Genomic DNA, 14,173 nt, shown 5'->3' with positions numbered 1-14,173 from the left:
GGCGACGCATGGACCCCTCCGTCCATGCACATACCGTGCCCGTTCGGGACAGCATGTCCCGGGCCAAGAGTGGGCAGGCGCGCGATTTCTGTCAACCAACGACGCATCGACCTTCGTCGTACACAACGCTGGTCAAGCTGCCAGCGCTTCCGTTATCGTCCGCTCACGATCCCAGGAAGGAATCCCACGGACATGTCACGTGCGCTCTCACTGACCGCCATCGGCATATCGTCCGTCGCACTGTTGATGTGCGGCTGGACACTGGTGCAACAGCAACGAATGGACTCACCTCACCGGGTACTGCACGCCCGCGGGCTGGTCATCGCCGACCACCACGGACAGCCGCGGGTGGTACTCGGTGCGCACGCCGCAAAGTCCACCCGTCCCCAGATGCCGTCACCGGACCAGGCGCTCTCCAGTTCAGGGCTGACCCTGCTCGGCCCGGATGGCGCCGAGCGTGGCCATTACGCGACGTTCGACGCCGGTGGCGAAGCGGTGCTGCGGCTGGACGACGCCAGCGGCGCCACCGAAGTATTCAAGGTGGTGGCCAACCCGGACCGGGGCGCGACGCTGACGGTGAAGCACCAGAACAATACCGGCGCGATGCTGACCTCCTGGCAAGGGTCGCCGGAACTGCTGTTTGTCGAGGACGGCGGCCGTGCCTTCTTCGTCCGTCCAGGTGCCGCTGCCGCGCCTTAGTGCCGGGGGGGGGTCTGCTGTCTGCTGCCCGCGTCAGTTCACCGCCGCCGCCCCTCTGCCCCATTGAGCCACAGCATCAACGCGGGGCGGCGCGCAAGGGCGGACCCGGGCTGCGACCTGCGTGCCCCGCTGCCCTCACGCTGGTGATCGTCGGATACGGCGCCGTGCACACACCGCCGCGCGAACTGAATACACACCCTTCACGCCCGTACCGATAACCCCAGGGCTGCCGTGCAGCAGGGGTCTGCGCGATCTACCGGGACAGCCGCTGTCGCTAGTGGCGCGTCGACAGGTCGCGCCACTGTCGCCATCAGGCCGATCGACCAGACAGACCGGTATTCTCATCATCAGCGGCAACGCGCGCCCATACGCCTGCCCGCCCAGGCTGCACAGCACGCTCTCGTCGCATTCTGCCTGCTGCAGAATGCAGAAGGCCCGCTCTGCCAGAGCGGGCCTGTGATTGGCATCACACAACAATTGGGATCAGCGTGGTCCGAGCACGACCTGGAGATCATTGCCCTGCGGCATGCCAGCACGGCGCTGTACATGCCCCTTTTCATCCTGGAACAGAATGCCAGGCGTGCCCTGGAAGCCCATTTCGACCATCAGGACCTGGTTGGCGTCCAGCTTGGCGGCAACCTCAGCGCTGATGGCGGTGGGCTTGATCCCGCCCTTGTCAAATGCACGCTCGTTCGCAAGCAAGGCAGCAGAGGGGTCGGCAGCGGACAGAATCGCCGCCGCTTTGCCCGGGCTGTCCTCGCGGATGACCCCGACCATCAGATGCCGAAGCTGCACCTTGCCCGCGTCCACCCATGGGCGGGCCGCCTCCCAGAAGCGGTGGCAGTAAGGGCAGTTGGCATCGCTGAAGGTATAGATCACCCGCGGCGCATCGGCGCGACCGTCACGTACCCAGGCACTGTCCTGCAGCCGCGCCCAGGTCTTTTCCGAGAGCGGTCCGGCGACAGCGGTTTCGAGCACCTTTGCCGACAGGTCATTGCCTTCAGCGTCGAACAGGCTGCCAACGATCACGCTCTGTCCATCGGCCGTGACATAAGCGGCGACCGGCTGCTGTCCACCGACCACGCCTGCAAACCCCTGCAGCCCTGGCGGCGCCTGGATCGGACCCACCAGTTCAAAACCGTGCCTGCGCAGACCGTCGAGCGCCTTGGGGGCCTCGGCGGAAGCAGCGGGGGCCGGCGTGGGGGCGGGCGCAGGCGGCTGCGCCTGGCTGCAGGCCGCCAGCGTCAGCAGTGAAGGCAGCAGGATCGCCAGCGACGTACGCCGCGGAAGTGGGAAAAACATGATGGCTCCTTGTTGAGTACGGACGCAGGCTACCGCAGGTCGCCGGACGTGGCGCCTGGTTGAGGCCCGCGATGGGATGTTGCTCAGGGCAGCGCCCGACGGGCTTCGGCCCTGCAGCCGTTGGAAGGGCGGTTGTTTGCGGGCTCTCCACACGCGCCTGCCGCTGCGGTTTTGGTGGTCGAGGTCGCCGCGATGCCGGGCGGTGCCTGCCTTGAAAGCACTGCGGCGGCGCCGGACCATATCAGCAGCGCCAGCATCGCCGAGCCGATGACCGGCAAACGCAGGGGCGCCTGGTGGCGCAGCTGCCTCACCGCCCAGACCGCTGCGGCAAGCAGCCCGATGAGCGTCTGCCATGCCCATGCTGCGAGCCCGTGCAGAACAGACGTGCAGGGCGGCTGCGCCGGAAGGTGGTGCACCAGGCGGGCCAGCGCACTGCCCAGCAGCGCCGCCATCGCCACGTCCAGCAGCAGCCGCGCAGCGGCCTGGCGTTGTCGCGCAGGCTGCCTGGGCCAGCAGCGTGCCAGCACCAGAGCGAGCATCACACAGCAGAAAGCCAGCACGCCCATCGGCGATGCTGGCCCCTCGTTCAGAAACATCGACACGCGTGGCGCGCCTCCTCCGAAGTGCGCTGCGCCGCCGGCCCGCAGGCCGACAGCGCAGCACCGTCACACATCACGCAGCGTGACGGTCGAACCCGCGTACTGCCCCGGTCAACACCGGGTTGGCCGGTGCTGCCGCGCGCTCACGCAGCTTGCCCGCGACCATGCGCCGATAGCTGGCCGGGGTCATGCCGACAATGCGCAGGAACAGGCGGCGGAACGCGCTCTGGTCCGCATAGCCCACACCCCACGCTACTTCGTCGATGGCGCCGCCATCCTGCAGCAGCAGTTGCGCCTTGGCGATGCGCAGCCGCTGGCAGTACTCGATGGGGCGCATGCCTGTGGCCTTGAGGAAGCGGCGTTGCAGGGTCCGAGGCTCCAGCCCGGAACTCTGACAGATCGCCCCCAGCGTGGCCCCGCGGGCGGCCGTGGTGTGCAACCAGCGCTGGGCCTTGAGTACATCGCGGTCGCCATGGGCGAAATTGGCGCTGAAGCGTTCCAGGTCCTGCTGGATGCTGGCTGGAATGGCCACGCCCTGCTGCTGCGCGACCGCGTTCATGATGCCCTGCCCGTGCAGGCGGTACAGCAGTCGCAGGCCCAGGAACCTCCAGGCCTGGTTGCCGCTGACGGTGAGCAGATCACCGTCGTCCACGAGCGCGCGCTCGCTCGGTGCCCAGTTCGCGGCCTGTGCCGACAGGTCGGGATGTCGCCCCAGATCCAGGCTGGCCACGCTCCGGCCAACCAGCAGGCCGGCACGCGCCAGCACGCAGATTCCGTCATTGGAAGCCGCCAGCAGGCTGCCGCCGTCGTAGTGAGCGCTCAGCCAGTCCTGCAGGACGGCCTCATCCTGGATCCGTGCGCTCTGACTGACCTGACCGGGCAGCGCGATAGCGGCCGGTACAGTGGCGTCGAGCAGATCGGCGCCAGCCACACGCTGCGGACCGCCACCGTCGGCGGCCAGTACCCAGCGGGTGACCAGCAGCCCGGGCACACGGCGCCCCTGCTGCTGGGCGAGACGATTGGCCACGTGGGCCATTTCGGCAAGCATTGATGCTGCCGATGGATCGGCGCCCGGGTATTCCACCACTGCAATTTCGGTCAGGTCGTTCTTGTGTGCGTCCATCAGCTCCTCCTCGTGCCTCCGATGAACCGGGAGCGTCGCGATTGACGACGTGACTTCCCGGTGGATGCAGGGTAGGAACTGAGGACAGGCGCAGGCTATGAAGATAATTGCAAAGAGCGTCACAGCCTCAGGACGTTAGGGCCTTGACTCGTGAGTAGACTCCAGGGTTCAGAATCGGCACCTGGAGGTTTCCATGAACATTGGACAGCTAGCACACCGTGCCGGGGTACCGGTCGATACGGTTCGCTACTACGAAAGACAGGGCCTGTTGCCGGTGGCGCGTCGTTCAGGCGCCGGTTACCGGATCTTCGACGAAAAGGCCTTGAAACGACTTCGATTCATCCGGCGCGCGAAGGCGCTGGGCTTCACCCTGGAGGAAATCGCCAGTCTGCTGGCGCTGAGCGACCAGCGCGGCGGCGACATGGCCGGCGTGCGTGACGCCGCCAGTGCCCGTCTGGCCGACATCGAACACCGCATCAAGGAACTGCAACGCATGCATATCGCGCTCAGCCAGCTGGTCCAGGCCTGCCCCGGCCACGGCGACCTTGCCGCCTGCCCGATCATCACCGCGCTCCAGGAGTCAGCGTCGTGACCGCGCCCGGGCCTGCGCACGGTCACTGCTGTCATGGCCAGACCACACCAGGTGCCGCCGGACCCAGGGTAATCGACCCGGTGTGCGGCATGCAGGTGGATCAAACGCGTACGCCGCACCACGCCGACTACCACGGAAGCCGCCATTTTTTCTGCAGTGACGGCTGCCGGCGGCGGTTCAGCGCGCATCCGCAGCGCTACCTGGCCCCGCAGGGCGCCGATGTCGAGCCGGTGGCCGAAGGTACGCTGTTCACCTGCCCGATGGACCCTCAGATCGTGCAGGAAGGCCCGGGCTCCTGCCCGATCTGCGGCATGGCGCTGGAGCCCATGATGCCGAGCCTGGACGAGAGTGAGTCGCCTGAGCTTGTCGATTTCCGGCGCCGGTTCTGGTGGAGCCTGCCGCTGAGCGTGGCCACCATGGGGTTGGCGATGCTGGCCATGACCCCGCTGCTGGAGGACCTGTCGCCGACGCTGCGGGTGTGGCTGGAGGCCGCACTGGCCACGCCGGTCGTGCTGTGGGCAGGCTGGCCCTTCCTGCAGCGCTGGGCGCAGTCGATTGCCAACCGCAGCCCGAACATGTGGACGCTGATCGGTACCGGGGTTCTCGCTGCCTACGGCTACAGCGCCGTTGCCACGATTGCCCCGTCGCTGTTCCCGCCCTCCTTCCGGGAACATGGCCGCGTCGGTGTGTACTTCGAAGCGGCGGCGATGATCGTCTCGCTCACCCTGCTGGGCCAGCTGTTGGAACTGCGCGCGCGCGCCAGGACCTCGGCAGCGATCCGTTCGCTGCTTGCGCTGGCGCCGACGACCGCGCGTCGCATCAATGCCGACGGCAGTGAAGAGGACATCGTGCTGTCACAGGTGCGCGCAGGCGACCGCCTGCGCGTCCGTCCGGGCGAGAAGATCCCGGTCGATGGGCGCGTGCTGGAAGGGCGTTCCACGCTGGATGAGTCGATGCTCACCGGTGAGTCCTTGCCGATCACCCGAAGCATCGGCGACCCGGTGATCGGGGCCACCCTCAACGGCACCGGCGCGCTGCTGATCCAAGCTGAGCGCGTGGGCGATGACGGCACGCTGGCGCAGATCGTGCAGCTGGTGGCGCAGGCACAGCGCTCGCGCGCCCCGATGCAGCGGATGGCCGACACCGTCGCTTACTGGTTCGTCCTGGCCGTGCTGATGGTCGCCCTGCTCACCCTGCTCGGCTGGGGGCTGTTCGGCCCAGCTCCGTCGTGGACACATGGCGTGCTCAACGCCGTCGCGGTGCTGATCATCGCCTGCCCGTGCGCGCTGGGCCTGGCCACGCCGATGACGATCATGGTCGCCACCGGCCGCGCCGCGCAGCAGGGCGTGCTGTTCCGTGATGCCGAGGCCATCGAAGCGCTGCGCACGGTCGACACGCTGGTCGTGGACAAAACCGGCACCCTGACCGAAGGTCGGCCGGCATTCCATGGCGTCGTGACAGCGGCCGGGTTCGACGCGGACAGCGTGCTGCGGCTGGCCGCCAGCCTGGACCAGGGCAGCGAGCACCCCTTGGCTGCTGCGCTGGTTGCCGAGGCGCGCCGACGCGGGCTGGGACTGCAGCCCGTGGACGGGTTCGATTCCATCACCGGCCAGGGTGTGGCAGGCACCGTTGACCAGCACGCGCTTCTGCTCGGCACGACCAGCCTGATGGAGGAGCATGGCGTGACGGTGGACACGATGGCCGCTGAGGCCGATGCATTGCGCCGCGAAGGTGCCAGTGTCATGTACCTGGCCATCGAGAACCAGCTGGCCGGTGCCCTGGCGGTGGCCGATCCGATCAAACCCACCACCGCCGAGGCCATCGCCGCCCTGCAGCGTGGTGGCATGCGCATCATCATGGCCAGTGGCGATGGCGTGCTGACCGCGCGCGCGGTAGCTCAGCGGCTGGGCCTTGACGAGGTGCATGGCGAAACACGTCCGGCCGACAAGGCTGCTCTTGTGCAGCGGTTGCAGCAGGAGGGTCGTGTGGTGGCGATGGCGGGCGACGGCATCAACGATGCACCTGCCCTGGCTGCCGCGCAGGTCGGCATCGCGATGGGTACGGGCACCGACGTGGCGATGTCCAGCGCGCAGGTCACCCTGGTCAAGGGCGATCTTCGCGGCATTCTCCGCGCACGACAGCTCTCACGCCTGAGCGTGCGCAACATGCGGCAGAACCTGGGATTCGCATTAGCCTACAACGGCCTGGGCATTCCGATTGCTGCGGGCCTGCTGGTGCCATGGGGCATCAGCCTGTCGCCAATGCTCGCCGCACTGGCGATGAGTCTGAGCTCGGTGTCGGTCATCACTAACGCATTGCGGCTCCGCAACCAAGGCCTTGGCGTGCAATGAACCCGCACGCGAAAAACTGCAGGAAAGGCTTGCCAAGGCGGATACCCATCGCTATTATCTCGCTCCTCAGCGACGTGGGGCCATAGCTCAGCTGGGAGAGCGCCTGCATGGCATGCAGGAGGTCAGCGGTTCGATCCCGCTTGGCTCCACCAAACTTTCGGCATTAGGCCGTCGGAAGGTCGCGAAATGAATTGATGAGATCTGCGTCCCCATCGTCTAGAGGCCTAGGACATCACCCTTTCACGGTGGCGACCGGGGTTCGAATCCCCGTGGGGACGCCACTCATCTGGATCAGCGGAACCGGTTCGCCGGCGCTTCTGGTCCACCGCCACCCGGCGTTCATGTGATGTATCGCGAGGCGCGCTTCGGTGCGTCGGACGATCATCAGGAAGTTGGAAACAGCTTCCACAAACGTGAATAAGCCGGTATGATAGGCGGCTCGGTAACACGGGGCCATAGCTCAGCTGGGAGAGCGCCTGCATGGCATGCAGGAGGTCAGCGGTTCGATCCCGCTTGGCTCCACCACTTTCGACATAGGCCGTCGAAGGTTCTACAACTTGAAGTTTTCGTGCGTCCCCATCGTCTAGAGGCCTAGGACATCACCCTTTCACGGTGGCGACCGGGGTTCGAATCCCCGTGGGGACGCCAGTTTCAAACAGGTCTCTGCTTCGGCAGAAGTACCTGGGTTTCATTGGGGCCATAGCTCAGCTGGGAGAGCGCCTGCATGGCATGCAGGAGGTCAGCGGTTCGATCCCGCTTGGCTCCACCACTTTCGACATAGGCCGTCGAAGGTTCTACAACTTGAAGTTTTCGTGCGTCCCCATCGTCTAGAGGCCTAGGACATCACCCTTTCACGGTGGCGACCGGGGTTCGAATCCCCGTGGGGACGCCAATTTCTGAAAATCCCGGCTTCGGCCGGGATTTTTTTTGGCTCCGGTAGGTGACGACCGTTGGTCGTCACGCCTTTGGCAGCTCGGGATTTTTCTTGGCTCCGGTAGGTGACGACCGTTGGTCGTCACGTCTTTGGCAGCTGCCGGGCGGAGCCCGTCATTACACCGGTGCCCCACCCCTCTACACTGTCCACATGTGTTACTCCGCACAGATCAGCGCCGACTACGCCAAGCTGGTACGACAGTACGGCGCTGTGATGTCGTTGGACGCCTTCGCGGCGTTGTATGCATTCGACCCGGCCAAGAAGCGCCCGAAGACGCCAAAGGCGATGGATGATGGCTTCTGCGGTGCACGCACCCCGCGCGGCCAGGACATCGTGGCGATGATCCAGCAATGGCACGCCAGTGAGCAGGCCGAACTGGAAGCAGAGCTGCAGCGACAACACGAGCGCCTCGCGCTGGCCAACACGCACCTGGCCACCCGGCCCACGCAGAAAGCGCGAAATGAGGCCCGCATCGCAGGCAACCGCATCGCACGTGCGCATGCCCGGCTGGAGGACCTGCAGCGCAGCCAGCACCTGCCGCGCGACAACCGTCTGTTCCCGGGCCTGCATGCACCGCTGCTGATCAGCGAGAATGGCCAGCGCGTGCTCAAGCCAATGCGCTACCAATGCCGCCTCGCCGACAAGTCTGCACGCAACGACGTGCTCTACCCGGGCACCTACAACGCACGGCGCGAAAGTCTGCAGGGGTATTGGCGCAGCGCGTTTGGCCACCGTCACGGCGTCCTGGTGGTCAGCGCCTTCCACGAACACGTCCAACGCAGCCAGCAGCTGGGAAGCGCCGAACCGGCCACGCAGGTGCTTGAGTTCCGGCCTGATCCTCCGCAGGATCTGTTGCTGGCCTGCCTCTGGGCCGAATGGGAGGGGCCGGAAGGCACGCTGCTGTCCTTCGCAGCGATCACCGACACGCCACATCCCGACGTCGCCGCTGCAGGGCATGACCGCAGCATCATCCCGCTGCGTGAACGCCATCTCGATGCCTGGCTCAACCCGGACCCTTCCGACCTGCAGGCGCAGTACCGCATTCTCGACGACCGCGAGGATCTGCGTTACCTCTGGCGCGAGGCCGGCTGAACGACCAAAAAAAAAGACCCACTCGCAGCAAATGCGAAGCGGGCCTGTTTTTGCGGAGCTTTTTCAGGATGTGAATGACAGCCTGAAACCCTTGGTGCCGAAGGTGGGACTCGAACCCACACGCTTTTAAGGGCGGCGGATTTTGAGTCCGCTGCGTCTACCGATTCCGCCACTTCGGCTGGCTGGGCGGCAAGTGTAAAGCAAACCGGCTGCAATGGGCAGTCCTTTGACAGGCGCTGCGCTCAACCGTGCGCTGTCATCTGCACGCGGGCAGCCGCCGCCGGCGCTGGGTCGCCACCGGGTTCGGCCTGCCTGCGCCCTGCCTGCCAACAGGCCTTGGCCGTCAGCACCATGCTGCCCAGCAACAGCGCCCCCGCTACCCAGAACAGCACGCTGGACGGCGCCGTCCCCGTCGGCTGCGACTGCGCCCAGCCGTGCAGCTGCGTCACCGCCACGGCCAGCAACCAGCACACCGTTGCCGGAGCGAACTGACGGATGGCTTCTTTGTCCCATGTTGCGTTCATCTGCATCTCCCTGCCGTTTGCCTGGGAGACGAGTCTGACGCGCGGCGCTCTCACAAGCTGAGACAGCCTCAGCCGTCCTCGCCTTCTTCGCCAGGCCCATCCTCGGGCCCGCCGCCATCGACCTCCTCGACGCTGGGCTGGACCTGCACGTTGTTGCGGCCGGCCGCCTTGGCGCGATAGCACTGCGCATCGGCAGCGGCCACCGCCTGGTCCACATCCATGCCGCCGCGCAGCGCGGCGATGCCGATGCTTGCACCCACCTGCAACCGCTCACGTTCCCAAGGCACCGCCAGCAGCGACAGCGTCTGCAGCAGGTCCAGCCCGATGCGGCGCGCACGCCGCAGCGAGCAGCCCGGCAGGATGACCGCGAACTCGTCGCCGCCGAGCCGGGCGACGATGTCCGAATCGCGCACCCCATGGCGCAGGACGCTGGCCACCGCCCACAGCACCGCATCGCCAGCAAGGTGACCCCAGGTGTCATTGATGGGCTTGAACCGGTCCAGGTCGATGAACATCAACGAGGCGGACTGACCGGTGCGCTCAACGCGGGTCAGCGCCCGCTGCAGGTGTGCCTCGAACCCACGACGGTTGCTCAGCTCGGTCAGCGGATCGATCTCGGCCAACTGGCGGGCTTCGCGCTGCCGCGCGCGTTGCTGGGTGGCGTCGCGCAGCACCCAGACCGCGCCACTGAGCTCGCCGCGCTCATCGTGCAGCCAGGCACGGGTCAGGTCGATCGGCAGGTTGCGCCCGCCATGGCGCAGCAGCAGGTCGGATTGCAGGTCCACCGCGTTGCTTTCCGGATCCAGCAGCACCGAGACATCCAGCACGGAACCGGGCGCATATTCAGTGGTCAGGGCGATCACTTCCTGCAGATGACGGCCGGCCAGGGACACCGCGTCTTCACCGGCCAGCTCACGCACTGCGGCGCTGTTGGCGTGCTCGATGATGCCGTCCAGACCGACACTGACAACAAGGTCGGTGACCGCGTCCAGCGTGATGCGGTTGCGGCGCTCGGATTCGAGCAGGCGCATCTCGCTGGAGCGCTGCGCGGTCACATCCTGGATCTGCGAGACGAAATGCAGTGGCTCACCGCGCTCGTTTCGCACCAGCGACACCGACAATCGGCCCCAGATGACATTGCCATCGTGCCCGATGTAGCGCTTTTCCAGGTGGTAGTGGCTGCGCAGGCCCTGCAGCAGGTCCTGCACCAGGCGCAGGTCAGTGTCCAGATCGTCAGGATGGGTAAGCCGCTGGAAATCCACCTGCAGCAGCTCCTCGCGCGAATATCCGAGTATCCGGCACAGGGCGGTATTCACATCGAGCCAGCGTCCCTGCAGCGACACCAGCGCCATCCCAAGTGCTGCACCGGTGAAGGCGCCGGCAAACTTCTCCTCTGCCAGTCGCGCTTCGGCGCGTGCCTGCAGAGTCTCGGTCAGGTCGGTCGCCATGCCCACAAACCCGGTCAGCTCACCCTGCCCGTCTGCCAATGCACTGATGGATAGCCGCACCTGCCGATGCTGCCCGTCCTTGCGTACGAACGTCCACTGACGCGAGTAGGTCTGCTCGCGCGCGCGCTCGACCAGACAGGCGAACAGCTCCTCCGGCGTGCCGGCCGGTGCGCCGGTGGCACGTAGTTGGGTCTGTACCTCCTGATGTTCATGGAACAGGATCGGGCTGGCCTTGCCGACGATTTCATCGGCGCGGTACCCCAGCAGGCGCTCGGCGCCGGTGTTGAACATCACGATCGTGCCCTGCATGTCGGTGACGATCATGGCCACCTCGTCGGACGCATCGACGATCGCCTGCAGGCGCTGGCGTGCCTCGGCCGCCTGCTGTCGTGCCCGCTGCAGGTCGCTGACATCGGCATGCGCGCCGGCCATCCACAGCGGCTGCCCCTGCGCGTCGCGCTCGTAGACCTTGCCACGGTCCTGCACCCAGATCCAATGCCCCTGCCTGTGGCGCATGCGGCACAGGCATTCATAGTAGGGCTCGCGGCCGTCGAAGTGCGCCTGCAGCGCCTGGTCTGAACGCTGCAGGTCATCGGGGTGCACAAGCCTCACGAAGGTCTGCGCGCAGATAGGCTCAAGCTCGGCGCGCTGGTAGCCGACGATCTCCGCCCAGCGCTCGTTGACGCGCATCTGACCGGTCTGCGGATTCCACTCCCAGCTGCCAACGGCAATGCCGTCGACCACCATCTGCAACCGGCGCGAAATTTCCTCGGCACGCGCCAGCCGCTCGCGCAGCTGCTGCATCTCGTCCTGCGCTGCGGCGCTCATCGGCGAACGACGCCGCAGACAAGCTGGCGGGCACGGTGCGCCAGCGGCGGAAGCCATACATCGTTGTCAGTGGTGGCACGCATCGTTGGCCTCCGCTTCCGACAGGCAGGTAAGGCCCGACGGGGGCCCTGTTGGCCGCAGTTTGCGCAATAGCAGGCAAAAGCGTAAGCCCCCCCATGTCTGGGAGGCGTGCAAGCATTGCAGGGCGAGCCAGAGGCGGCGGGTCAGCTGCGCTTGGCCCGCGCGAAGGCCTCGGCCAACGCGTTGTTGGCCGGGGCCGCAGTGGCGGTGGTGCCTCGGCCGCCGCCACCGCGGGCCGGGCCACGGCCGGCCGGACGCGGGCTGTCGGCCTCATGCCTGACGCCAGCGGCGCCTGCCGCGCGCGCGGCCCGCTCGCCCGGTCGGCTGGTGCTCTGGCCGGGGCTGTCGTCCAGGCGCCGGGTCAGTGCAATGCGCTTGCGCGCCACATCGACCTCCAGCACCTTCACCTTGACGATGTCGCCGGCCTTCACCACATCACGCGGATCCTTGACGAAGGTGTCAGCAAGTGCAGAGATGTGTACCAGCCCGTCCTGGTGGACGCCGATATCAACGAAGGCACCGAACGCGGCCACATTGCTGACCACCCCTTCCAGCACCATTCCCTCGCGCAGATCCTTGATGTCCTCTACGCCGTCGGCAAAGCGCGCGGCCTTGAACTCCGGTCGCGGGTCTCGGCCCGGCTTTTCCAGTTCCTTGAGGATGTCGCGCACTGTAGGCACGCCAAAGATCTCATCGGTGAACTGTTCCGGCTTGAGGCCGCGCAGGAAACTGCCGTCACCGAGCAGCGCCTTGATCGGGCGCGCAGTACTGGCCACGATGCGCTCCACCACCGGGTACGCCTCCGGGTGAACGGCCGAGGCGTCCAGTGGCTGGTCGCCGTCGGCGATGCGCAGGAAGCCGGCACACTGCTCGAAGGTTTTCTCGCCAAGCCGGGCCACTTTCAGCAGCTCGCGGCGCCGCTTGAAGGGGCCGTGCTCATCGCGGTAGCGCACGATGTTCTCGGCTACCGTACTGGACAGGCCCGACACCCGTGACAGCAGCGCAGCCGAGGCGGTGTTGACGAACACGCCGACCGCGTTGACGCAGTCCTCAACCCGTGCTTCCAGCGCGCGCGCCAGACGGTACTGGTCGACATCGTGCTGGTACTGACCCACACCGATGGCCTTGGGCTCGATCTTGACCAGCTCGGCCAGCGGGTCCTGCAGGCGACGGGCGATGGACACCGCGCCGCGCAGCGACACATCCAGCTGCGGGAATTCCCGGGCAGCAACCTCGGAGGCCGAATACACCGAGGCACCGGCTTCGCTGACCACCACCTTCTGCAGACGGCTGTTGCCGCTGGCCTTGATGACCTCCCCGGCCAGCTTGTCGGTCTCCCGGCTCGCGGTGCCGTTGCCGATGGCGATCAGCTCCACATCATGCTTGGCGCACAGCTGCTTGAGCGTCTGCAGCGACTGCTCCCACTGCCGACGCGGCTCGTGCGGGTAGATGGTCTCGGTGGCCAGCAGCTTGCCGGTGGCGTCGACCACGGCCACCTTGCAGCCGGTGCGGATGCCCGGGTCCAGCCCAAGTACGGTCTTCGGCCCGGCCGGCGCGGCCAGCAGCAGGTCCTTCAGGTTGTCGCCGAAGACGTTGATCGCCTCGGCCTCGGCCTTTTCGCGCGCCTGGTTGAACAGGTCCAGCATCAGATGCATGTGCAGCTTTGCCCGCCAGGTCAGGCGGCAGGCGTCGAGCAGCCATCGGTCGGCCGGACGCCCCTGGTCGGCGATGCCGGCACGGCGCGCCACGCGGCCCTCGGCATACTGGTTGCCGGCCTCGGCATCGGTACCCGGGTCCAGTTCCAGGAACAGGATTTCTTCACGACGCGCCCGGAACAGGGCCAGCAGGCGGTGCGAGGGGATCTTCGCCAAGGCCTCGGCATGCTCGAAGTAGTCACGGTATTTGGCGCCCTCCGCCTCCTTGCCCTCGGCGAGGCGAGCACGGATGACACCGTTCTCGGCCAGCCACGTGCGCAGCTCGCCGACCAGCGCGGCATCCTCGCCCCAACGCTCCATCAGGATCGCGCGCGCGCCCTCAAGTGCCGCCTTGGCATCGGCCACGCCCTTGTCTGCATCGACGAAACCGGAGGCCAACGCCTGCGGGTCCTGCGTCGGGTCGGCAAGCAGACCATCGGCCAGTGGCTCAAGCCCCGCTTCGCGGGCGATCTGCGCGCGGGTACGGCGCTTGGGCTTGTAGGGCAGGTAAAGATCTTCCAGCCGGCTCTTGCTGTCGGCGGCAAGGATCTCGTTGCGCAGCGCATCGCTGAGCTTGCCCTGTTCGTCAATGCTGGCCAGCACCGTGGCGCGCCGGTCCTCCAGCTCACGCAGATACGTCAGGCGCGATTCGAGGTTGCGCAGCTGGGTGTCATCCAGTCCGCCGGTGACTTCCTTGCGATAACGCGCGATGAAGGGAACGCTCGCCCCCTCGTCCAGCAGCCCGACCGCAGCGCGGACCTGGGCGGACTGGGCGCCGATTTCCTCGGCAATGGTCTGGGCGATCTGCTGCGCGAGTGCGCTCTGGGCTTGCTTGGCGTCGTGCATTGCTTCCGGCCTGGGCCGCGGTTCGGGGAAGACCCCATTCTGGCGGTGCCGGGCGGCAGG

General features: G+C 66.7%; 10 protein-coding genes and 7 tRNA genes. 10 read left to right on the top strand and 7 right to left on the bottom strand.

The annotated features are described in order from the left end of the window. The first annotated feature begins 279 nt into the window (after positions 1-279). Positions 280-699 carry a hypothetical protein gene (locus RZA67_RS07320; RefSeq protein WP_317212032.1) on the top strand — a complete coding sequence of 140 codons (420 nt, stop codon included), beginning with the start codon at positions 280-282 and terminating at the stop codon, positions 697-699. A 483-nt stretch (positions 700-1,182) separates the two neighbouring features. Here RZA67_RS07320 and dsbG read toward each other — a convergent pair whose 3' ends face one another. From dsbG to RZA67_RS07305, 3 genes are all read right to left on the bottom strand, one after another. Then, on the bottom strand, positions 1,183-2,001 hold the full coding sequence (gene dsbG, locus RZA67_RS07315; RefSeq protein ID WP_317212031.1) for a thiol:disulfide interchange protein DsbG: 819 nt from the start codon (positions 1,999-2,001) through the stop codon (positions 1,183-1,185). 83 nt (positions 2,002-2,084) lie between these two features. Next, on the bottom strand, positions 2,085-2,603 hold the full coding sequence (locus tag RZA67_RS07310; RefSeq protein ID WP_317212030.1) for a hypothetical protein: 519 nt from the start codon (positions 2,601-2,603) through the stop codon (positions 2,085-2,087). Positions 2,604-2,673: 70 nt separating this feature from the next. Further along, positions 2,674-3,723: a helix-turn-helix domain-containing protein gene (locus RZA67_RS07305; protein ID WP_317212029.1), complete on the bottom strand. Its 1,050-nt coding sequence runs from the start codon at positions 3,721-3,723 to the stop codon at positions 2,674-2,676. A gap of 193 nt (positions 3,724-3,916) precedes the next feature. Here RZA67_RS07305 and RZA67_RS07300 point away from each other — a divergent pair, with 193 nt between their 5' ends. From RZA67_RS07300 to RZA67_RS07260, 9 genes are all read left to right on the top strand, one after another. Further along, complete coding sequence (locus RZA67_RS07300) at positions 3,917-4,315, top strand: heavy metal-responsive transcriptional regulator (RefSeq protein ID WP_317212028.1); 399 nt, start codon at positions 3,917-3,919, stop codon at positions 4,313-4,315. A gap of 71 nt (positions 4,316-4,386) precedes the next feature. After that, the gene (locus RZA67_RS07295) at positions 4,387-6,666 is read left to right on the top strand and encodes a heavy metal translocating P-type ATPase (RefSeq protein ID WP_317213936.1); all 2,280 of its coding nucleotides are present in this window, start codon (positions 4,387-4,389) and stop codon (positions 6,664-6,666) included. Between the two features lie 76 nt (positions 6,667-6,742). Continuing rightward, a tRNA-Ala gene (locus tag RZA67_RS07290) sits at positions 6,743-6,818 on the top strand. A 53-nt stretch (positions 6,819-6,871) separates the two neighbouring features. After that, positions 6,872-6,947: transfer RNA gene (locus RZA67_RS07285), tRNA-Glu, on the top strand. 168 nt (positions 6,948-7,115) lie between these two features. After that, positions 7,116-7,191: transfer RNA gene (locus RZA67_RS07280), tRNA-Ala, on the top strand. A gap of 47 nt (positions 7,192-7,238) precedes the next feature. Further along, positions 7,239-7,314 (top strand) — tRNA-Glu (locus RZA67_RS07275). 45 nt (positions 7,315-7,359) lie between these two features. Then, positions 7,360-7,435: transfer RNA gene (locus tag RZA67_RS07270), tRNA-Ala, on the top strand. Between the two features lie 47 nt (positions 7,436-7,482). Further along, positions 7,483-7,558: transfer RNA gene (locus tag RZA67_RS07265), tRNA-Glu, on the top strand. Between the two features lie 192 nt (positions 7,559-7,750). After that, positions 7,751-8,692: an SOS response-associated peptidase family protein gene (locus tag RZA67_RS07260; protein WP_317212027.1), complete on the top strand. Its 942-nt coding sequence runs from the start codon at positions 7,751-7,753 to the stop codon at positions 8,690-8,692. 92 nt (positions 8,693-8,784) lie between these two features. On the opposite strand, the gene RZA67_RS07255 is transcribed toward RZA67_RS07260, so the two are convergent. The 4 genes from RZA67_RS07255 to RZA67_RS07240 all read right to left on the bottom strand — a co-directional run bounded on the left by RZA67_RS07255 (position 8,785) and on the right by RZA67_RS07240 (position 14,113). Beyond that, a tRNA-Leu gene (locus RZA67_RS07255) sits at positions 8,785-8,871 on the bottom strand. A 63-nt stretch (positions 8,872-8,934) separates the two neighbouring features. Further along, on the bottom strand, positions 8,935-9,216 hold the full coding sequence (locus RZA67_RS07250) for a hypothetical protein (RefSeq protein ID WP_317212026.1): 282 nt from the start codon (positions 9,214-9,216) through the stop codon (positions 8,935-8,937). A gap of 68 nt (positions 9,217-9,284) precedes the next feature. Further along, positions 9,285-11,468, bottom strand: a complete 2,184-nt coding sequence (locus RZA67_RS07245) for a PAS domain S-box protein (RefSeq protein WP_317213935.1) — start codon at positions 11,466-11,468, stop codon at positions 9,285-9,287. Between the two features lie 248 nt (positions 11,469-11,716). Further along, positions 11,717-14,113 carry a Tex family protein gene (locus RZA67_RS07240; protein ID WP_317212025.1) on the bottom strand — a complete coding sequence of 799 codons (2,397 nt, stop codon included), beginning with the start codon at positions 14,111-14,113 and terminating at the stop codon, positions 11,717-11,719. Positions 14,114-14,173 lie beyond the last annotated feature (60 nt).

The organism is Stenotrophomonas sp. C3(2023) (assembly GCF_032911385.1).
GTDB lineage: Bacteria > Pseudomonadota > Gammaproteobacteria > Xanthomonadales > Xanthomonadaceae > Stenotrophomonas.
Note: the sequence above shows the minus strand (reverse complement) of the source record. Positions and strands in the feature narration are given on the sequence as shown.

Coding starts and splice junctions, on each gene's coding strand:
- RZA67_RS07245 (WP_317213935.1), bottom strand. CDS start 11,468: ATGCAGCAGCTGCGCGAGCGGCTGGCGCGTGCCGAGGAAATTTCGCGC.
- RZA67_RS07240 (WP_317212025.1), bottom strand. CDS start 14,113: ATGCACGACGCCAAGCAAGCCCAGAGCGCACTCGCGCAGCAGATCGCC.
- RZA67_RS07300 (WP_317212028.1), top strand. CDS start 3,917: ATGAACATTGGACAGCTAGCACACCGTGCCGGGGTACCGGTCGATACG.
- RZA67_RS07320 (WP_317212032.1), top strand. CDS start 280: ATGGACTCACCTCACCGGGTACTGCACGCCCGCGGGCTGGTCATCGCC.
- RZA67_RS07250 (WP_317212026.1), bottom strand. CDS start 9,216: ATGAACGCAACATGGGACAAAGAAGCCATCCGTCAGTTCGCTCCGGCA.
- RZA67_RS07305 (WP_317212029.1), bottom strand. CDS start 3,723: ATGGACGCACACAAGAACGACCTGACCGAAATTGCAGTGGTGGAATAC.
- dsbG (WP_317212031.1), bottom strand. CDS start 2,001: ATGTTTTTCCCACTTCCGCGGCGTACGTCGCTGGCGATCCTGCTGCCT.
- RZA67_RS07260 (WP_317212027.1), top strand. CDS start 7,751: ATGTGTTACTCCGCACAGATCAGCGCCGACTACGCCAAGCTGGTACGA.